The organism is Chryseobacterium sp. PCH239 (assembly GCF_018924625.1).
Taxonomy (GTDB): domain Bacteria; phylum Bacteroidota; class Bacteroidia; order Flavobacteriales; family Weeksellaceae; genus Chryseobacterium; species Chryseobacterium cucumeris.
Window position 1 is genome coordinate 2643980 of sequence record NZ_CP073027.1, and the last position, 19493, is coordinate 2663472.

At 35.9% G+C, this 19493-nt stretch carries 17 protein-coding genes, 2 pseudogenes and 1 riboswitch; of the genes and pseudogenes, 3 read left to right on the forward strand and 16 right to left on the reverse strand.

The features are described 5' to 3' along the window. Positions 1-35: 35 nt before the first annotated feature. The 3 genes from KBP46_RS23740 to KBP46_RS12235 are packed head-to-tail and all read right to left on the reverse strand — an operon-like array spanning position 36 to position 2517. Positions 36-692 (reverse strand): hypothetical protein, encoded by a 657-nt coding sequence (locus KBP46_RS23740; RefSeq protein ID WP_253297027.1) that lies wholly within the window; start codon positions 690-692, stop codon positions 36-38. Then, positions 674-1573, reverse strand: coding sequence for an ACT domain-containing protein (locus tag KBP46_RS23745; RefSeq protein WP_253297028.1), 900 nt, complete (start codon positions 1571-1573; stop codon positions 674-676). Before KBP46_RS23745 ends, KBP46_RS23740 begins: the two co-directional genes overlap by 19 nt. 5 nt (positions 1574-1578) lie before the next feature. Further along, entirely contained in the window at positions 1579-2517 is a 939-nt protein-coding gene (locus KBP46_RS12235; RefSeq protein WP_062673704.1) for an alpha/beta fold hydrolase, read from the reverse strand. 60 nt (positions 2518-2577) lie between these two features. Next, positions 2578-2684: riboswitch (SAM riboswitch) on the reverse strand. Between the two features lie 187 nt (positions 2685-2871). Between KBP46_RS12235 and KBP46_RS12240 the strand changes: the two are divergent. Beyond that, positions 2872-5486, forward strand: a pseudogene (locus KBP46_RS12240) (glucosidase). A gap of 77 nt (positions 5487-5563) precedes the next feature. Here KBP46_RS12240 and KBP46_RS12245 read toward each other — a convergent pair. The 8 genes and pseudogenes from KBP46_RS12245 to KBP46_RS12280 form a co-directional block, all read right to left on the reverse strand. Further along, positions 5564-5983, reverse strand: a complete 420-nt coding sequence (locus tag KBP46_RS12245) for an OsmC family protein (protein ID WP_216443365.1) — start codon at positions 5981-5983, stop codon at positions 5564-5566. Positions 5984-6058: 75 nt separating this feature from the next. Continuing rightward, positions 6059-6997, reverse strand: coding sequence for a proline dehydrogenase family protein (locus tag KBP46_RS12250; protein ID WP_216443366.1), 939 nt, complete (start codon positions 6995-6997; stop codon positions 6059-6061). A 29-nt stretch (positions 6998-7026) separates the two neighbouring features. Beyond that, complete coding sequence (locus tag KBP46_RS12255) at positions 7027-8349, reverse strand: DUF58 domain-containing protein (protein WP_216443367.1); 1323 nt, start codon at positions 8347-8349, stop codon at positions 7027-7029. Between the two features lie 67 nt (positions 8350-8416). Further along, positions 8417-9448, reverse strand: a complete 1032-nt coding sequence (locus tag KBP46_RS12260; RefSeq protein WP_216443368.1) for a MoxR family ATPase — start codon at positions 9446-9448, stop codon at positions 8417-8419. A gap of 113 nt (positions 9449-9561) precedes the next feature. After that, positions 9562-10719 carry a hypothetical protein gene (locus KBP46_RS12265; RefSeq protein WP_216443369.1) on the reverse strand — a complete coding sequence of 386 codons (1158 nt, stop codon included), beginning with the start codon at positions 10717-10719 and terminating at the stop codon, positions 9562-9564. 11 nt (positions 10720-10730) lie between these two features. Next, positions 10731-11399, reverse strand: coding sequence for a DUF4129 domain-containing protein (locus KBP46_RS12270; RefSeq protein ID WP_253297029.1), 669 nt, complete (start codon positions 11397-11399; stop codon positions 10731-10733). A gap of 114 nt (positions 11400-11513) precedes the next feature. Then, positions 11514-12476: a DUF4013 domain-containing protein gene (locus tag KBP46_RS12275; protein WP_216443370.1), complete on the reverse strand. Its 963-nt coding sequence runs from the start codon at positions 12474-12476 to the stop codon at positions 11514-11516. After that, positions 12460-13442: pseudogene (locus KBP46_RS12280) on the reverse strand (stage II sporulation protein M). Before KBP46_RS12280 ends, KBP46_RS12275 begins: the two are co-directional and overlap by 17 nt. A 28-nt stretch (positions 13443-13470) precedes the next feature. On the opposite strand from KBP46_RS12280, the gene KBP46_RS12285 reads away from it, so the two are divergent. After that, positions 13471-14220 (forward strand): RDD family protein, encoded by a 750-nt coding sequence (locus tag KBP46_RS12285; RefSeq protein ID WP_216443371.1) that lies wholly within the window; start codon positions 13471-13473, stop codon positions 14218-14220. A 156-nt stretch (positions 14221-14376) separates the two neighbouring features. Next, positions 14377-14667, forward strand: coding sequence for a GNAT family N-acetyltransferase (locus KBP46_RS12290; RefSeq protein ID WP_062673684.1), 291 nt, complete (start codon positions 14377-14379; stop codon positions 14665-14667). Here the strand turns inward: KBP46_RS12290 and KBP46_RS12295 are convergent. The 5 genes from KBP46_RS12295 to smpB all read right to left on the reverse strand — a co-directional run bounded on the left by KBP46_RS12295 (position 14656) and on the right by smpB (position 19392). Beyond that, complete coding sequence (locus tag KBP46_RS12295) at positions 14656-15627, reverse strand: glycosyltransferase family protein (RefSeq protein ID WP_216443372.1); 972 nt, start codon at positions 15625-15627, stop codon at positions 14656-14658. The two genes, KBP46_RS12290 and KBP46_RS12295, sit on opposite strands and share 12 nt — an antisense overlap. Continuing rightward, the gene (locus KBP46_RS12300) at positions 15628-16452 is read right to left on the reverse strand and encodes a UDP-2,3-diacylglucosamine diphosphatase (RefSeq protein ID WP_216443373.1); all 825 of its coding nucleotides are present in this window, start codon (positions 16450-16452) and stop codon (positions 15628-15630) included. Between the two features lie 57 nt (positions 16453-16509). Continuing rightward, a complete protein-coding gene (locus KBP46_RS12305; RefSeq protein WP_034694756.1) occupies positions 16510-17250 on the reverse strand; it encodes a YebC/PmpR family DNA-binding transcriptional regulator in 741 nt (246 codons plus the stop codon). 94 nt (positions 17251-17344) lie between these two features. Next, positions 17345-18856 carry an OmpA family protein gene (locus tag KBP46_RS12310; RefSeq protein ID WP_120232616.1) on the reverse strand — a complete coding sequence of 504 codons (1512 nt, stop codon included), beginning with the start codon at positions 18854-18856 and terminating at the stop codon, positions 17345-17347. A 77-nt stretch (positions 18857-18933) separates the two neighbouring features. After that, positions 18934-19392, reverse strand: coding sequence for an SsrA-binding protein SmpB (gene smpB / locus KBP46_RS12315; RefSeq protein ID WP_034694839.1), 459 nt, complete (start codon positions 19390-19392; stop codon positions 18934-18936). Positions 19393-19493: the final 101 nt, after the last annotated feature.

Here is a 19493-nt window from a genome sequence, read left to right on the forward strand (position 1 = left end):
TAAACTGATACATTATTAGACTGTTACATTAAATATTATTTTGTTTCACTTACTCTTAAAATATCTCCGAATACTCCTCTTGCGGTTACCTTTGCACCAGCTCCGGCTCCCATAATCACGATTGGATTTTCTCCATAGCTTTCTGTGTAGATTTCAAAGATGGAGTCTGAACCTTTCAGTTGTCCCAATGCTGAAGTTGCAGGAACAGAAACCAGTTTTACATCCAGTTCACCTTTATCTTTCTGTAAATCTCCGTGCAGATCACCTACATATCTCAATACATGTCCCGGTTCCTGGTTTTCTTTTATTTTCTGGTATTCTTCGTCAAGCTCCTCTAGTCTTGAAAGGAATTCTGATTTTGAAACTTCAAGTAAATTTTCAGGAACCAGATTTTGAATGCTGATATCATCAAATTCATTGATTAAGTCTAATTCTCTTGCCAGAATCAATAATTTTCTTGCCACATCATTTCCTGAAAGGTCTTCTCTTGGATCCGGTTCGGTGTATCCTTTTTCCAAAGCTTCATTGATGATGGTTGAAAATTTATCACCTCTTAAAGAAAAATTGTTGAAAACATAGCTCAGTGTTCCTGAGAATACCCCTTTGATTCTTGTGATATTTTCTCCTGAAAGGTGTAATAACTTGATGGTGTCAATTAACGGTAAACCAGCTCCTACATTGGTTTCATACAAATACCGTCTGTTGTTTTATTCAACGTATATCTTAGTTTTCTGTATTCTTCAATCGGAAGGGTATTGAAAATTTTGTTGGAAGAAACCAGATCAAACCCGTTTTCTGCCAAAGCGTGATAGTTTTTAACAAAATCCTTGCTTGCCGTGTTATCCACAACAATCAGGTTCTCCAGTTGATTTTCATTAGAGAAATTAATTAACTCTTCAACATTAGATGGATGCTCTGCTGTTAAAACCTCATCATTCCAATGGGCATCAAATCCTTTTTTGTTGAAGGCAATTTTCTTTGAATTGGCTACCGCAACGACTTTAAGGTCTATTTTTTTGCGTTTTTTAATCTCTTCTGCAGATTCAAGTACTTGTTCTATCAAGGTTTTCCCTACGTTTCCATGGCCAATAATGGCCAGATGAACGGTCTTTGGCTTTTTGAAAATTTCAGATTCTATGATGTTTCTTGTTTTTTCATCCTGTGAAGACGTCACTACGATATTGACTCTGTTTTCTCCTGCTACCTGGTTCAAAAGCAATGGAAAAACATTGTTTCTGGCAAGTTCTGCAAAAACTTTATTGAAATCTTCTGCAACAAAACCAATCACAGAAACATTATTGATACTATATATTTGGGAAACTTTTCCTGACTTTCTTTCTGCTTCGAATTCATCAATAAGACAAGCCACTGCTTTCTCTGCATCATTTTCATGCACCAGAATAGAAATTCCGTTCTCTACAGCCTGCTGAGAGATTACGCCTACACTGATACGCGCTAAAGTAAGCGCTTTAAAAATTCGTCCGTCAATACCGATTTCTCCCAGGAAATCTTCTCCTTCAAATTTGACGATTGATCTGTTCTTCAAAAATTTTATTTCGTTAGCATTTTTCATTACTTCTATAAAATGTTTTTAATGATATTATTTAATTGTTGATATTCCATTAGGAAGGCATCATGGCCGTGTATAGATTGGATCTCGTGATAAGACACATCCTTATTTTTCTCTTTTAAGTTTTCAAAGCACATTCGGATTTCAGAAGCCGGGAAGAATAAGTCTGTATCTACGGAGATCATGTGCATTCGTGCCTGTATGTTCTCCAGTGCTGTATCAGCAGCATTTATATTCATCAAGAGATGATTCATCAGTTTGTAACTCTTTAAACTAAACCTTTCGTTTAGTGCGTTACCATGATAAACCAGCCAGTCTTCTGATTCCAGGCGTTGTTTGGCCTGGTTATATTGGTTTTGAAATCTGTCATTGAGCGACTGCGGTGTTCTGTAGCACAACATGGCATGAATTCTCGCTTTCTGTAATGGTTCTTCTTTATCATTTAATAAAAATTTCTGAACCAGACACTGTGCATGAAGCCAGTCGTGTGTTCTGTAATCACAGGCTATGGGAATAAATATTTCTGCAAGATCCGGCTGCTTGGAAAGCATTTCCCAGGCAATCCCTCCTCCCAGAGAGCCTCCTATAATGGCATATAAGTTTTTGATATGTAGCGCTTCAAGTCCTTTCAAAAATATCGCTGCGATATCTGAAGGAGTAAAGTCTTCATAATCTTCAATTAAAAAATCGTCATATCCGTTTCCTGGTATGTTGAAGCACAGAACGGTATATTGATCAGTATCAACAATCTGATTTTTTCCCACCAGCTGTTTCCACCAGCCTTTTTCTCCGGATACGTTTGAATTTCCGGTAAGAGCATGGTTGATTAAGATAACTGGGGCTGTAAACAGATCTTTCCCAAAGAGCTGATAGCTCAACGGGATATGGTATTCCTTTTGGGAATAAGTTTGATACGTAAGATTAATATAGTTTAGTTCTGTTTTCAATTCTATTAAATTTTAATACAATTGAAAATGCCACAGGAAATGGCTGAAAAGAACTTCAGTGAGTTATCTGTCCAAAATACTTTGGTAGAACGTAGCACCTTCTTTGCTTGCGCAAAGGGTTGCTAAGGTTTCATAGGGTCTAATCCCTCAACCTTTCTTGATAACATTTTCAATATTTGAATGAACGAATGGTGCAAAGGTAGTTCTTTTCTTTTAATTTCAAAAAAAATTATTTTAATATTTAAAAAAGCCCTTAAATACAAGTATTCCAAGAGTATATTAATAATTATTCAGATGAAAAAAATTGGAATTACTTCTCAAAAAAACTAACTTCGTATGGAAAAGTGATGAGATATGACCGCCGAAAAAGATAGATTACAAGATACCAAATGGAAAAACTGGGGACCTTATGTAAGCAACCGGCAGTGGGGAAATGTACGTGAAGATTATAGCCCGAACGGGAATGCCTGGAATTTTACCAACCATAATAATGCAGAAAGCTATGCCTACCGATGGGGAGAAGAAGGTATTGCCGGAATTTCTGATATAAAGCAGCTTTTGTGTTTTGCTTTTTCATTCTGGAACAAGAAAGACAAAATGGTAAAGGAACGATTCTTTGGGTTGAGCAATCCTCAGGGAAATCATGGGGAAGACATCAAAGAAATCTTTTATTATCTGGATAATACACCTACTCATAGCTATATGAAAATGGTGTATAAATATCCGATCAATGAATTTCCTTACGATGACCTTGTTGCAGAAAACGGAAGACGCAGTAAAAAGGAACCGGAATATGAAATTTTCGATACCGGAATTTTCGATAATGATGAATATTTGATATTTTCATTGAATATTGCAAGGCTGATCACAATGATATTCTTGCCAGAGTAACGGTCTGTAACCGAAGCCAGCATGAAGCACCTATTGTGGTGGCACCTACAGCATGGTTCAGAAATAACTGGAAATGGGGATACAACACCTATAAGGCAGAGCTTAATGCTTCTCATGACGGAAGTATCAATATTGGACACGACAGTATCTCCATTAAAAAACTTTATTCCCGAAATACCAATGCACAAAGCGTATTTTGTGATAATGAAACCAACAATTCTAAGCTTTATGGAGCTCCTGCAGGTGAAAACACTTATTTCAAAGACGGAATCAATAATTATATTATCCATCAAACGAATACGATAAATCCCGCAAAGAAAGGGACAAAAGCTTCTTTTCTGATTGATGAGCTTATTGGTGCCGGAGAATCCAAAGTTTTTGAATTCAGATTATGCCCGGCTGAAGCTGATGAGCCTTTTGAAAAGTTTGATGAAATATTCAATACGCGACAGGCTGAAGCTGAAGAATTTTACAAAGAAATTCAGAATGATACCGTTAATGAAGATGAAAGAAATGTTCAGAGACAGGCTTTTGCAGGACTTCTCTGGAATAAGCAGTTCTATCATTACAATATTGGAAAATGGCTGAAAGGTGATCCCAACTTTGAAGCCCCAAGAAATTTCAACGAATATGTAAGAAATACGGAATGGAATCATCTCCATAATAAGGATATTATTTCTATGCCCGATAAATGGGAGTATCCATGGTATGCCACATGGGATCTGGCATTTCACTGTGTTCCGTTTTCCATCATTGATGCGGAATTTGCCAAGGGACAACTTTTGCTCCTTACTAAGGAATGGTACATGCATCCTAATGGACAGCTTCCAGCCTATGAATGGAATATGAGTGACGTGAACCCGCCGGTACACGCCTGGTCATGCTTCCGTGTTTTCAAAATTGATGAAAAAGCTAACGGAAAACCGGATTTATTATTTTTAGAGAAAGTTTTCCAGAAACTGCTTCTTAATTTCACCTGGTGGGTGAACCGAAAGGATAAAAACGGAAAAAATATCTTTGGTGGAGGGTTTCTTGGTCTCGATAATATCGGAGCTTTTGACCGGAATATGGAACTAAAGGACGGGCAGCATCTTGAACAGGCAGACGGAACCAGCTGGATGGCCATGTATGCATTGAATATGATGCGTATTGCAATGGAGCTTGCCCAGTATTATCAGGTATATGAAGATATGGCCATCAAGTTTTTTGAGCATTATCTTTATATCGCTGAAGCTATGGAAAACCTGGGCGAAGGAACGAAAGGACTTTGGAACGAAGAAGACGGATTCTTCTATGATGTCCTACAGCTAGGAAATGGAGACAGTGTTTCTTTAAAATTACGAAGTATTGTGGGTTTGATTCCTATGTTTGCTGTTGAGATTGTTGACCACCGCTTACTGGAAAAGATGCCGAATTTCAGAACCCGAATGGAGTGGATCTTAAAGAACAAGCCGGAGTTGACCAAACTGGTTTCTCACTGGGATGAGGAAGGACAAGGCCGAAAACACCTTATGAGTATCCTCCGCAAAAACAGACTGACAAAGGTTCTGACCAGAATGCTTGATGAAAATGAATTCCTGAGTTCTTACGGAATCCGCGCCATGTCTAAGGTATATGAGGAAAATCCTTTTGTCTTCTCTGTACATGGGTCTGAAAATATAGTCTACTATACACCTGCAGAAAGTGACAGCCGTATGTTTGGCGGAAACAGCAACTGGCGCGGTCCAATTTGGTTTCCAATCAATTTTCTGATTGTGGAAAGTCTTCAGCGTTTCCATTATTACTATGGGAACAGCCTGAAAGTAGAATTCCCAACGGGAAGTGGTGATAAAAGAAATCTTGATGAAGTGGCTCAAAATATAAGTAAAAGGCTTTGCTCTCTATTTTTAAAGGATGAACATGGACAAAGAGCTTTCAACGGAGGTAATCCAAAGTTCAATTATGATGAACACTTCAGAGATTATATTACATTTTTTGAATATTTTCATGGAGATAATGGCCGTGGTGTGGGTGCTTCCCACCAAACAGGATGGACAGCTACAGTGGCAAAACTGATAAAACCAAGACTCACCTTTTAATAAGCAATGAGGAATTGGTAATGAGTAATATAAAAGCCGGATGTTTCATCCGGCTTTTTACTATTTTATGTAAGAGATTAAATTTTTTCTCCGTTCACATACACTTCGTATCCGATTTCTACATTCGGTTCTAACGTTTTTGATACAGAGCAGTATTTTTCAAAAGAAAGTTCTGCAGCCTTTAATGCTTTTTTAGGATCAATTTCTCCTTCCAAAAGGAACTTAACGTTAATCGATTTAAAAGGTTTTGCATCTTCTACCTGCACTCTTTCGCCTTCTACTTCTGCCTGAAAGCTTTTAATTTCCTGACGTTGCTTCTTCAGAATAGACACCACATCAATTCCGCTGCAGCCTGCTACAGCCATCAGTACACTTTCCATTGGGGAAACTCCTTTGGCTCCCGGCTGGGAAGTATTATCTAAAAGGATAGAATTTCCTTGTGAGTTTGTACATTTAAATAAAAAATCGTCGTTTATTCTGTTGAGTGTAATTTTCATTGTATGGGTTTATATTTCAGATTTCTTTTTATATTCTTATTCAAATATAAAAAACTTTATGGAGTAAACCTCAGGCTAAGACATGATATCAACCATAGCCTGAAAAAGATTATCCGGATTTTCTGCAATGCGGTTACACATGTACAGATACCATTCATCACCATACACAATATACTGTCTGCACGGGTAACCTTCTTTATAGATTTCATTCAACAGATCTTCCTGTATTCCCAGTAACATTTCAAATTCATATTTAGATTTTGGAATATCATATTGTTCAATGAGCTCTTTAACTCTCTTCTGAACGATATTATGATGGGTAGCAACAGAACATTTCCTCTTTTTAAGGAAAAGAGTTTCAATATATTTAATATATAAATCGTCTAAATGTTTTCCTCTCTCTACAGCATGTCCCGGAGGAACAGCAAAAGCACCTTTTACAATTCTTATTTTCCCTTGTGTTTCATTCAATATCCGTTCAAGGTCTTTTGGAGTACGGTTTAAATATGCCTGCAGGGTAATTCCAACATTTGGAAAATCAGGCGATATTTTACAAAAGGTATTAATAATATCATCAGTTCTATCAATACCCTCTGCACTAATCACTATTTCAATATCTTTTTTGTAAGCTGATTCTGCTAATGACATTAAATTATTATAAGCAAGATCCTTATCAATTGCAAGACCAATATGTGATAAATCCAAAGAAATGATAGAATTGATATTCTCTTCTTTCACTTTATTAATCAAATCAAAAAAATGTTGAGTTACTGATTCTGATTCTTCCACGGAACGGGTACTTTCTCCCATAAACTCTAGTGAAGCTGGAAGTCCTTTATCATTAATTCTTTTAGCAGTGGCAATAGCTTCTTCCATTTTTTCGCCTCCTATATATCTTTTAGCTGCTTTCAGTAAGAGTTTAAAGAGCTCAGGATTGTTAAGAATATATTCTTTTGCACCTTCATTTAAGGCAGCTATTTTCAACAGCGCACCTGCCTTTTCTTTTAGTTCCATTTTATTTTTTGATTTGTATTTAAAATATTTTATAAAATTCCTCTCGCTTTTATCTCCAGATATTTATTGATAACATCGATATTCAAATTTTCCGGAAGGGTATATACGGTATAAATTCCGTATTTACGAAGTTCCTGGATGATCAGTTTCTTTTCAAATTCAAATTTTTCAGCAATAATTTCATCATAAATTTCCTGCATATTTTCAGGATTTTTGTTGATCAACGTCTGCAGTTCTGAATTTTTGAAGAATACCACTACCAGCAAGTGATTTTTAGCAATTCCGCGAAGATATTTCAACTGTCGGTTCAATCCGTCAAGAGTTTCAAAATTGGTAAAAAGCAGAATTAAGCTTCTTTGATTGATGGAATATTTTACATCCTGATACAAACGGTTGAAATCACTCTCGAAGAAATCGGTTTTAATATTATAAAGCGCTTCAGAGATTTTCTTCAACTGTCCGGATTTATTATCGGCAGCAATTTTATTTTCAGCTTTCTTGGAAAAAGTCATCATTCCCGCTCTGTCTCCTTTTCTCAAAATAATATGAGAAAGTGCCATGGTTGCATTGATGGAATAATCCAGTAAACTTAATCCATTGAACGGCATTTTCATGGTTCTTCCTTTATCGATCAACATAAAAATACGCTGTGATTTTTCATCCTGAAACTGGTTTACCATGAGTCTGTTGGTCTTGGAAGTTGCTTTCCAGTTGATCGTTCTGATATCATCTCCGGGAACATATTCTTTGATCTGCTCAAACTCCATGGTGTGTCCCAGCTTTCTGACTTTCTTGATTCCACCCAATAAAAATTCACTCTGAATAGCCATCAGCTCATATTTTCGGAGATGAATAAAAGAGGGATAGGCAGGAAGCATAGCATCTTTCTGAAAAATAAATCTTTTTGAGACGAATCCCAAAGGTGATGATGCATACACATTCAATCCTCCGAAATGATATTCTCCCCTTTCTTTAGGCTCTAATGTGTATTGAAAAAATGTATTGCCTCCAGAAGCGATCTGCTTTTCAATCAGAAAATCTCTCTTTTGAAATTGAAACGGAATTTCGTCAATAATTTTAGTGGCTATGGTGAAGCTGTAATTATTTTTAATATCGATTTTTACAAAATTCTCATCTCCGTTGGACAATTTTTCAGGCAAAATTCTCTGAACCTGTAAGGCATTCTTTTGATTAAACAGCAACAGAAAATCTACCATTGCTGCAAGAAAACAGATCAACAGTGCAAGATGGGCTCCCCACATCATCACCGGAAAGAAAAATGCAAGGACATACAGGATCCCCACTCCGATGAGTGTAAAAAAGAAACGTGTATTGATGTATAAGTTTTTCATTGGTTAGGTGGCAGGTTGCAGATGAAAGGTTTTAGGAATGATGATCCAAGCCCCTCTTTCTACTACCCTATCTCGGTATTTCTATTCCTTCTAAAATCTGACGGATAATTTCATCTGCGCTAAGACCTTCCATTTCTCTTTCGGGAGAAACGATTACTCTGTGCCTTAAAACAGCATAGCTTGCCTCTTTAATATCTTCAGGGGTTACAAAATCTCTTCCTCTTAGTGCAGCAAATGCTTTGGAAGCTGTCAGAAGTGCCAGTGAAGCTCTTGGAGAAGCCCCCAGATATAAGAACTGATTTTCTCTGGTGTTGATGATAATCTTAGCAATATATTCCATCAGCTGTGCTTCCACAATGATTTGTTTTACCAGATGCTGATAGTTTTTCAACTGCTCTGCACTGATGACACGATTGATTCCTTCTGTTTTATCTTCTTTTTTACTTTCGTGCTGATTTTTAATGATCGCAATTTCCTGTTCAAGATTAGGATATCCTACATTGATTTTGAATAGAAAACGGTCCAGCTGAGCTTCCGGAAGCCGGTACGTTCCCTCATGTTCAATAGGGTTTTGTGTAGCGATAACAAGGAAAGGTTCATCCATCGCATACCGTGTACCGTCCATCGTGATCTGCCTTTCTTCCATTACTTCAAATAGGGCAGACTGCGTTTTTGCCGGCGATCTGTTGATCTCATCAATCAGTATGAAATTGGAGAAGATAGGTCCTTTTTTAAATTCAAATTCTGAGTTTTTCACGTTGAATACAGAAGTTCCCAAAATATCGGAAGGCATCAGATCCGGAGTAAACTGAATTCTGCTAAATCCTACATCAATGGTTTTGGCTAATAATTTTGCCGTGATTGTTTTTGCTACTCCCGGAACTCCTTCAATAAGCACGTGTCCGTTTGAAAGTAATGCAGCCAAGAGATGTTCAATCATTTTTTCCTGTCCTACAATTACTTTTCCGATCTCAGATTTTACTTTCTCTAAACTCGCACGAAGTTCAATCATATCAATTCTCGACTGAAATTGCTCTTCCTGTTTGTTAAGATTGATAGCGCTTTGGTTTTCTATATTCGGGTTATCAAAGTTTTCCATAATAATTTTAATTTGCTAGTTTAACAATGACTATCTACAATTATATGTGTTCTAACGAACAGACATTTTAGCATTGAAAAACTGTTATATGGTTAGGTTATTCTATTATTATATTATTTGAGTATTTCATCAAGGAGCTTATTGATCCTTGTAAGATCTTCCTTCATAACACTGGCGTAAGGATCCTGGGCTTTTTTGATAAGTACTATTGCTTCACTGATCATTTCTAAGGGTTTACCAGTTTTCAGATGCAATTTTTTTGTAAACTCTTCATCTAAATTCTGAGTATCTATCAACAGATCCATTCTCACTTTGTTCAGAAAATACTGCGCCTTCTTGGCCATCATATCATGAAAATCGCCTTCCTGAAGATACAGATTTCCAATGCTTTTCACAAAATCCAGGGAAGTATTTCTTAATGGCTCTTCTACAGGAACTATCCTCTGTTTCCTTTTTGCACTAAAAAAGATAAAAAGAATAAGTCCTCCTAAAAATACCCACCATGCATATTTTAAAGGTGGATTTGACAATATAAATCTCATGAAAAAGCGTGATTCAGAACTTTTGTTGGATACGAACCAAAGGGTTTCTCTATCCTGAAGATATGAAAACACATCCTGTGCATATTTTACATTGCCGGGTTTCAGAAGATAATAATTCGTCAGGAAAAGAGGTTCTGTATGAGCATAGATATGTCCTTTACCAAACTTTACTTTAATAAAATTGGCCTGATCTGTATTCTTCTTCTCAACTGTTTTCCCCAGTACTTCCACTTTAGGTTTGATAAAGGAAAATCCTCTACCCGATGGAAATTTATCTAATTTAATAAAATCATTCTGAAATTTTTTATCGGTAAGTTTCAGGACATTTTCTTCTTCAAAAGAGATCTCAGAATCGTAATATCCGATACTATCAGAAATTTCTTTAGGCATGCGGGTTACCATCAGAAATGCATCTGAACCTTCAGATATCTGAGACAGAAGTTTTTTCCATGACTCACCGTCAAGGTTATTTTCAATGACTACAATATTGTGAGCTCCCTTTTTGTGCTGGCTGTAATATTCATAAGGAACCTGTTCAATCTTCTTAAGATTATTTTTAAAAAGATATTTCGCTTCATTATTAAAAACAAACAGTCCAAACGGAGACTTCTCATTGATATCAAAATTCTTCCGCCAGTCTGTCGTTTCTTTTTTGTTAACTTCAAGCAACGCCAAAATAATCATCACAATGACGAAAATTACAGCATATGTTTTGAAAGTTTTGTTCATGGTTACTATAGTTATGGTTTAAATGCCTGATACTGATTTTTAAATTTCTGATAGCTCTCTTCTTCAATTCTGAATTCACCATACCATACATAATCAAAAATATAAGACAGATTGGAGAAGTCACCCTTCAGATGATGAGCTTTTAACTCTGAGGCATAGTCCTTATTGGTTTTTTCCGGATTCCAGTTGATCAATTTTTTGTCACTCAGTTTTTTAAGAACAAACAGGAATTGATACCGAACTGCGGAACGATAATCTCCTGCGTGTTCAAATTTCGCGATACTTTCAGGGAAATTGATTTCATGGATATTCTCATGAAGTTCCTGTACATTGAGATCCAGTTTTTTATTTTTTTTACCAAAAATAAAATTCCCGTCTTTTCCCATGATATATTTAATAATAAAATACAACAGAAAACCGACAAGAATAATTGCAAACAGACGAATAATGATCGTGGTCAGCTCTGCCGATTTAGTGAACGCTGTTTCTCCAAAAATACTCTGTATAATCTGATTGATTTTTCGCATCAGCTTTTGAAAGAAAGATTCTCTCGGTTTTGATACGGAATAGTCAAATTCATTTCCTTTATATCTTGACGGAATATTTTCTTTGAATGTTTTCGGATACACCTCATTCTCCGATACCGGATTTTTCATCAGCACAGAATCCGCACGCAGCATATTTCTGTAATGTCCGGTGGTGTATAGTGAATCTACCAGATCATCAGAATCGGAATTATCATCCTGAGCATGAACCAGCCCAAGTGAGAAAAAAGCAGTATGAAAAAAATAATTTTATTCATTGATTCCAATCGTATCTATTTCTGCCAATTCTACTTTCTGGTGAAGATCTGTTCTGCTGTCATAATACATCAGTCCTGCATTCACATACATCAGGTTTGAAAGAAAAAATGAAAATAACATAGAAAATCCATAGAATACAAAAAATACAATTCCGGCAGCTCCGGTAAAAGGATTCTGCTCAAAATTTCCGTCCGGTGTAGAGGTAAGCAGGGATCCGTAAAAAAACATCATAGGGATAAATGTGAATATAGATGTTATCATATACATAATAATAAACATCACAAATGCAGATCCCCAATATTTCCAGTATGGTGATTTTTCACTTCCATTCGGGTAAGAAAACTGAGAACGTAAAGCATAGCTCAAGCTTCCCCAGAAACCTCTGTCCGAATTAAAATAATCATACATCAGAAAGGTAGTAAAATTAAATATCGTTGGATAAAGAAGCAGGATCAAAAACAATCCGATAATAATAAAAATCAGGATATAAGAAAAACCTACTACAAATAAGATTGCCGGAGTAACGATAAAGATCATTCCCAGACATAGTTTTCCAATTCTTCCGGCATTGTTTTTAAAGTCGCCGAGAATTTCATCAGTCTTTATTTTTTCTGCTCCCTGTGCAATTCTTTTTAAATAAAAAACAGGATACAGATAATTGACAATCATCAGGATCATGAAAAGCAGGAAAGTCAGTAATCCTACTGTGATCAGCATTCCGGAATTTTCTGAAAAATACTGTTCAAAATAATAGGTTTCACCGCCAAGATTAGATCCGAATATCTGTGAAAACAGTTCCTTATATCCGAAGATAACAACAGTAACCATTAAGATCAAAAGCAGGCCATTGATCAGAATATAGTTTTTGAAATAATTCTTTCCGTATAATTTGAAAAAATTGAAACTGTCACTGATGAAAGTTCCAAAATCTCTTTTTTTATAAAATTGTATCATTGATGTGTTTATTAGTTTTTTTGTAAACAACAGACGGATATACAAAATAGTAGTATCCAATAATTGCAAGTGAGCCAAAAATGATGATAAGGTTTAAAATTAAAGGCATCTTCAATGCATGTCTGGTGACATATCCTTCTATAATCCCTGCACAAATAGTGAAAGGGACAGTACTTAAAATATTTTAAATGAATCTTTAAATCCTTTTTTAAACGAGTTAAATCTTGAAAATGTTCTTGGAAATAAAATAGACGCGCCCAGAATCAATCCGCACATCGCTTCTACTACCATGGCAAAAATTTCAAAAACCCCGTGAAGCCATATTCCTCTTGCACTGTCTTTCAATGCTCCGTAATCATAGAAGAAATATTGAAAAGCTCCCAGCATCACACTATTCGAAAGCAATGCGAACAATGTTCCCACTCCCCCGGCAATTCCGTAAATATATAATTTTGCTCCAACCTGAATATTATTAAAGATAATTCCGATGGTGCTTCCCCAAGTGCTTCCGCTCTGATAAACGCCTACGGCATTATTATTTTTAATATTTTCGATCGTTTCATTCACATACCCTTCCCCTAGTATAATATTCACAAAGCCTTTATCATAAATGGCAGAAAGCACTCCTATTGATGTAAACAAAATGAAAAAGAGAAAGGCATACATCAGATATCTCCGGTATTGATACATCAGCAACGGAACTTCAGTTTTGAAAAAGTAAACCAGCCTGTTCTCCTCTACTCTTTTTGTTTTATAAATTTTCTGAAAAATCTGGGCAGATAAATGGTTCAGATAAACAGTAGTATTGCTTTTGGGATAATAAGTCTGGGCAAAAGAAAGATCATTGATCAGGTTTATATACAATGAGGACAGGTCATCAGGATTTTTTTTTATTTTCCCTTGAATAACCTGTTCGATTCCCAACCATTTTTCTTTATTTTGTTTAATGAAATAAACTTCTCTCATAATTATTAAGGCTAAAATAATAAAAAATATGTCTCAAATTGCGATAAATACCTCACAAAATGTAAATATTAATTTTAATATTGCAGGCGTAGGAGAAAGGATGCTTGCCTTCATTATTGATCTCCTGATCAGAATTGCCTACGTGGTTATTATCCTGTATCTGTTCTTCAATATTCTTGATTTGGGATATCTTCTGGATGGTCTTGACGGCTGGTCGATACGGGCTGTCTATCTTGTTCTTACCTTTCCTGTTTATATTTATCCTCTTGTGTTGGAAAGTTTAATGGAAGGTCAGACTCCCGGTAAAAAACTCATGAAAATAAAAGTAGTGAAAATTGACGGTTATCAGGCTAGTTTCGCAGATTATATGATCCGGTGGGTTTTCAGAATTGTAGATGTTTCATTTGCCGGAGTAGTAGGACTTATTTCTATGATTGTTTCTAAAAATAATCAGCGTTTGGGTGACATTGCTTCCGGAACGGCCGTTATCTCTCTAAAAAACAACATTAATATTTCTCATACAATCCTGGAGAATATCCATGAAAATTATGTTCCTTCTTTCCCTCAGGTAATTGCTTTGAGTGATAATGATATGAGAATCATCAAAAATAATTATACCAAAGCTCTGAAAGTAGATGACCGCCAGATCATCAATAAACTATCCGAAAAAATCAAAAGCATTCTGAAACTGGAAATAGATCCTACGAAAATGACGGAAAGGCAGTTTATCAATGTGATTATCAAAGACTACAACTATTATACGGGGAAAGATAATTAGGTAGATCTATGGTCAATTTTGCTTCGCAAGTGAATGGTTATCAATTTGAAAACATTTATTGCTTATTGCTTATTGCTTATTGCTTATTGCTTATTGCTTATTGCTTATGCAAAGCTCGGTGTAATTTTTGTATATAGAAGAATAAAGTCCTGAATCATGAAATTTGAAAACAATAAATCCGGAAATGGCGGTGTTCTTACTTTAAATAATGAAACAAAAGAAGTAGGAAGACTTACCTATACTATTTTCCCGGAAGACCATAAATTCATTATCTCTTTCGTATTGGTACATCCCGAATTTGAAGGCAGAGGAATGGGAAAATTTTTAGTGGAAGAAGCCATCAAATTTGCCAGAGAAAATAACTGGAAAGTATATCCGCACTGTTCCTATGCAAGATCTGTAATGATGAGAATGAGTGATGTGGATGATATCTTTTTAAAGAATTAAAACTTCATTAAGAAGGATGTCTTCAATATCATCCGGATAATCTACTCTGAGATGATGATCTGACGCTACCCACTCCATAATTTCCTGAAGATTTAAAACCTTGGAATTACGGATTCCCATTTTGTCAAGGGCACATGCATTGCATTCCTGCTCATATTGATTGTGGATGGGAATCACAAATAGTTTCTTATCCATAAATAATGCTTCTGCCGGAGTTTCAAAACCTGCATTGCACAAAATTCCGTCGCAGCCTTCAAAGTATTTCAGATACAGGCTTTCATCAATAGGAAATACTTCCACATTTTTTACCTTGACCTGTACTTTACTGTATTTTGAAAACACTTTCCACTCCACGGGAATTTTTCTTAAAACCTTAATGATATTCTCATCTGCAAAACTGGGAAGATAGACCAGATAATATCCCTGTTTATAAGGGTTCAGATTTCTGATCTTTCTCCTGATTACAGGTTTTTTGATCTGCGGATGATAATTTTCAAAATGAAAACCGATTTTTCTTTGGCTGGGAACGTAATATTTTAAAATCATTTCTCCCAGAAAATCTTTTTTTTCTGGTTTGGGTGTTTCCACAAAACTCATGGAAGCCTGATGGCTGAGTTCTATCATGGGAAATTTTTTCAGTTTGGAAGCCCAACCTGTCAAAGGTTCATAATCATTGATAATCAAATCATATTGTGACAGCTCCAGCTCTCTGATGGTTTTAACAGCTTCAAAGAATTTATTTTCTGTAAATGTTTTTCGGTAGGATAAACCGCCTGTTTTATTATAAAGAAGAGAAATACCTCTATGTTGAAAATTAATATTAAAATCAGCCTTTAATTGCGACTGGTGCCCACTGATCAAGGTATCAACAGACACATGTTTTTTGAGAAGAGGAATAATTTCCTGTGCTCGGGCAACATGTCCGTTTCCAGTACCCTGGAATGCATACAAAACCTTCATTTAGGAAAAGTTGGTTACAATTTTTAAAAGAGCAGAATTATCCATTTCCGGAATTTCTTCAGCTTCATCATCTTTCAGCAAATGCTTATGCTCATCGTAATAAAAAATCTTCCATTCTTTATCATGATATTCTAAAGCGGACAGATTTTCAATCCAGTCACCGGAATTCAGGTAAGTACAGGATCCTTTTTTATTAACAACCTCACGGATCTGCGGTTGGTGGATATGTCCGCAAACGACATAATCATAATGATTGTCAATGGCCAGCTCAGAAGCAGTAAGTTCAAAATCACCGATATATTTTACTGCTTTTTTCACATTGTTTTTGATCTTTTTGGAAAACGAGTATTTTTCTTTACCCATTTTTTCTAAGAACCAATTTACAACATTATTGATAATAATAAGGAGGTCGTAACCTTTTCCGCCGAGTTTGGCGATCCATTTGGAATGCTGGACGGATGCATCGAAAACATCACCGTGAAATATCCAGGTTTTTTTCTGATCTATGTTCAGACAGATTTTATTACAGACTTTAAGTTTTCCCAGCTCAAAATCTGTGAACTTACGGAACATTTCATCATGATTGCCTGTAATGTAATAAACATCTGTGTTTTTGGTAGCCAGTGAAATAATCTTTCTGATTACCTTCAAATGAGGTTTAGGGAAGTAAGACTTTTTAAACTGCCAGATATCAATAATATCACCGTTTAAAACTAATGTTTTAGGGTGGATAGAATTGAGGTATCTCAACAATTCTTTAGCCTTACATCCATAAGTTCCCAAATGAACATCCGATATAACAACTAATTCAACGTTTCTTTTCATAGTTTTGTACAAAGAAACTAATTGAAAATTAACTGTATATGAATGCTATGTTATTTTTTATAAAGAGTTCATCAGCTCTTCTGTGATTTCCATATTGTGGTAAACGTTTTGCACGTCATCATCTTCTTCGAAACGCTCAAGCATTTTCATATTAGCCTTGAACTGTTCTGCATTTACTTCTTTTGTATTGTTTGGAATTCTCTGAAGTTCTGCACTTTTTGCTTCAATTCCAAGCGCATCCAATTTGTGAGATAGAGAACCGAAATCTTCAAAAGCTGTAGTGATCATTACTTCCTCCTCATCCTTTTCCACATCTTCTGCACCTCCATCAATCATTTCCATTTCGAAATCATCCCAATCCATTTTAATCTGGGCTAAATCTATTGTGAAAATACCTTTTCTGTCGAAGATAAATGCCAGCTCACCATTTTTCCCAAGGTTACCATCAAACTTATTGAAAACAGCTCTTACATTAGCTACAGTTCTTGTAGTGTTGTTCGTAGTGCATTCTACAAAAAAAGCAACACCACCTTGCCCATAACCTTCATAAGTGATTTCTTCATAGTTTTCTGCATCTGCACCACTTGCTTTCTTAATTGCTCTTTCAACATTATCCTTAGGCATATTCGCCCCTTTTGCGTTTTGGATACATCTTCTCAATGCAGGATTGGATTCCGGATCTGTTCCGCCAGCTTTCACTGCTAAAGCAATATCTTTTCCAATTTTAGAGAATGTTTTGGCCATCTTGTCCCATCTGGCCATTTTAGAAGCTTTTCTATATTCAAATGCTCTTCCCATTTTAATTTTTATATTTCCAACAAAATTACTCAAAAGTCCACAAAAAAAAATACCCCCAATCAAATTGGAGGTATTCATTATTTAGAAAAATTAATTATTTTTTCTTTTTAGCAGCAGCTTTTTTCTTAGCTGGAGCTTTTTTAGTAGCTTTCTTAGTAGCTTTTTTCGCTGGAGCTACAACATCAGATTTCTGATATTTGTTCCACTCACTGTCATCACCAATGTATCTAACAGTTACTTTTCTATCAGCTTGTCTTTCAGCATCAGAAGCAGATTCTGCAACTTTAGCATTTTGCTCTCCAATACCTACTGATTTTAATGCGTTGATATCTACACCTCTCGCATCTAAAGCAGCAACTACAGAAGCAGCTCTTTCTTTAGATAATTTCAAGTTGTAAGCATCACTTCCTTTTTTGTCAGTTTCACCAACTAATAGGAATCTACCTCCATCTTTCTTAATGATTTCAGCAGCAGTATCTAAAGCTCCTTTAGATTCAGGCTTGATTGTAGCTTTGTTGAAATCGAAGTATACGCTCTTAAGGTTCTTTTCAACATCAGTAGCTGTTACTTCTTTCGGCTTAGGACATCCGTTGTATTCAGGAAGACCTGGAACAGTAGGACAAGCATCATCTTTATCTAAGATACCATCACCGTCAGTATCTGGCCAAGGACAACCGTTGTTTTCAGCAGGACCTGCTACTGTAGGACAAGCGTCATCTTTATCGATTACACCGTCACCGTCAGTATCTGGCCAAGGGCATCCGTTGTTTTCAACTGGACCAGCCACTTCTGGACATTGATCGTCTTTATCTGGAACTCCGTCACCGTCAGTATCAGGACATCCTTGGAATTCTGGTAAACCTGGAGTATCTGGACAAAGGTCATCTTTATCTAGGATACCATCCTTATCTCTATCTCTGTTTCCAAATCTGAATAAGATAGAAGCAGAAGCTTGCCAGAAGTTAGCAACAGTAGATTTATCACCTGGAGTTGATACATAATCTCCCTGAATACCAAGACCGAAGTTCTTAGTTACCCAGAAGTTAGCACCAGCACCTGTAGCTACAGTAAAGTGATTAGCTTTACCATTTTCGTTACCATCCTTACCGTTTGTTACAGTTTCGATTGCGTTACCGTTAGCGTCAACAGATGTTCTAGGGAAAGTAAGAGCTGTATAATCATGTCTTAAGTAGTTAGCACCAACTCTTAAATATGGATCAAACCAAGATTCTTCGTTCCATAAAAGACCTGCAGCGTGAGCCTGGAAACCAAGACCTGTCATTAGGAAAAATTCTTTCCCCATGTTGAATCTTTTGTTTTCAACATTTCCAACAGAAGTTTGCCAGTCAATTACTAAACCTTTTCCAACGTTTCTAGCAACTGTTAACTTAGATAGTGGAGGTGTAATAGAAAAGTTGTTCACATTGAACATACTTTTTGTCAAATTGTTAGCAGAGAACGTATTACTGAAGTTACCTCTTGCTGCTACGTGGTTTTCAGCATGAGCACCAACTCCGATTAACCACGGATTGTTGGTAGTCTGTGCGAAAACAGTAGAGGCAACAGTAAGCGCCAATGCTGAAATTCCTAATTTTAGATTTTTCATAGAATTAAATGATTAAATAATTGATAATGCAAAATAAATATAATTTTTCTTTATATACAAAGTTTTTCAAATGATTTTTAACTTTTCTTTAATATTCTGTCGAGGTTCCGTTTATTTTCTCTATCTTTTATCGCCTCTCTTTTATCGAAAAGTTTTTTCCCTCTACCAAGCGCTATCAGCACCTTTGCTTTCCCTCGGTCAGTGATATATAATTTTAAAGGTATTATGGTGTTCCCGGCATCCTTCAACTTTTTTTCAAGTTTTTGTAATTCTTTTTTGTGCAAGAGCAATTTCCGTTCCCTTTTTGTTTTATGATTGTAAAAAGTTCCCAATTTATACTCATCAATCATCATGTTGATGATGTACAATTCCCCATCAATAAACTGACAGAAGGATTCTGTAATGGATGCTTTGGATGAACGTAAAGATTTTATTTCCGTACCCGTCAAAACCATTCCGGCTTCGTATTCTTCGAGAATTTCATATTCAAAACGGGCTCTCTTATTTAATATGCTAACTGTTTTCTCAATCTTCATCATTTTAAAATTTCGTTAATGAAATATATAAAAAATACCATACATTTAAAAACTTGACTATTATATTATTACAAAATACCCAAATTCTTTTCGTATTTTTG

Excerpts from the sequence above, each read along its gene's own strand:
- KBP46_RS23745 (WP_253297028.1), bottom strand. The coding sequence starts at position 1,573 with ATGAAAAATGCTAACGAAATAAAATTTTTGAAGAACAGATCAATCGTC.
- KBP46_RS12245 (WP_216443365.1), bottom strand. The coding sequence starts at position 5,983 with ATGAAAATTACACTCAACAGAATAAACGACGATTTTTTATTTAAATGT.
- KBP46_RS12250 (WP_216443366.1), bottom strand. The coding sequence starts at position 6,997 with ATGGAACTAAAAGAAAAGGCAGGTGCGCTGTTGAAAATAGCTGCCTTA.
- KBP46_RS12255 (WP_216443367.1), bottom strand. The coding sequence starts at position 8,349 with ATGAAAAACTTATACATCAATACACGTTTCTTTTTTACACTCATCGGA.
- KBP46_RS12260 (WP_216443368.1), bottom strand. The coding sequence starts at position 9,448 with ATGGAAAACTTTGATAACCCGAATATAGAAAACCAAAGCGCTATCAAT.
- KBP46_RS12265 (WP_216443369.1), bottom strand. The coding sequence starts at position 10,719 with ATGAACAAAACTTTCAAAACATATGCTGTAATTTTCGTCATTGTGATG.
- KBP46_RS12270 (WP_253297029.1), bottom strand. The coding sequence starts at position 11,399 with ATGCTGCGTGCGGATTCTGTGCTGATGAAAAATCCGGTATCGGAGAAT.
- KBP46_RS12275 (WP_216443370.1), bottom strand. The coding sequence starts at position 12,476 with ATGATACAATTTTATAAAAAAAGAGATTTTGGAACTTTCATCAGTGAC.
- KBP46_RS12285 (WP_216443371.1), top strand. The coding sequence starts at position 13,471 with ATGTCTCAAATTGCGATAAATACCTCACAAAATGTAAATATTAATTTT.
- KBP46_RS12290 (WP_062673684.1), top strand. The coding sequence starts at position 14,377 with ATGAAATTTGAAAACAATAAATCCGGAAATGGCGGTGTTCTTACTTTA.
- KBP46_RS12295 (WP_216443372.1), bottom strand. The coding sequence starts at position 15,627 with ATGAAGGTTTTGTATGCATTCCAGGGTACTGGAAACGGACATGTTGCC.
- KBP46_RS12300 (WP_216443373.1), bottom strand. The coding sequence starts at position 16,452 with ATGAAAAGAAACGTTGAATTAGTTGTTATATCGGATGTTCATTTGGGA.
- KBP46_RS12305 (WP_034694756.1), bottom strand. The coding sequence starts at position 17,250 with ATGGGAAGAGCATTTGAATATAGAAAAGCTTCTAAAATGGCCAGATGG.
- KBP46_RS12310 (WP_120232616.1), bottom strand. The coding sequence starts at position 18,856 with ATGAAAAATCTAAAATTAGGAATTTCAGCATTGGCGCTTACTGTTGCC.
- smpB (WP_034694839.1), bottom strand. The coding sequence starts at position 19,392 with ATGAAGATTGAGAAAACAGTTAGCATATTAAATAAGAGAGCCCGTTTT.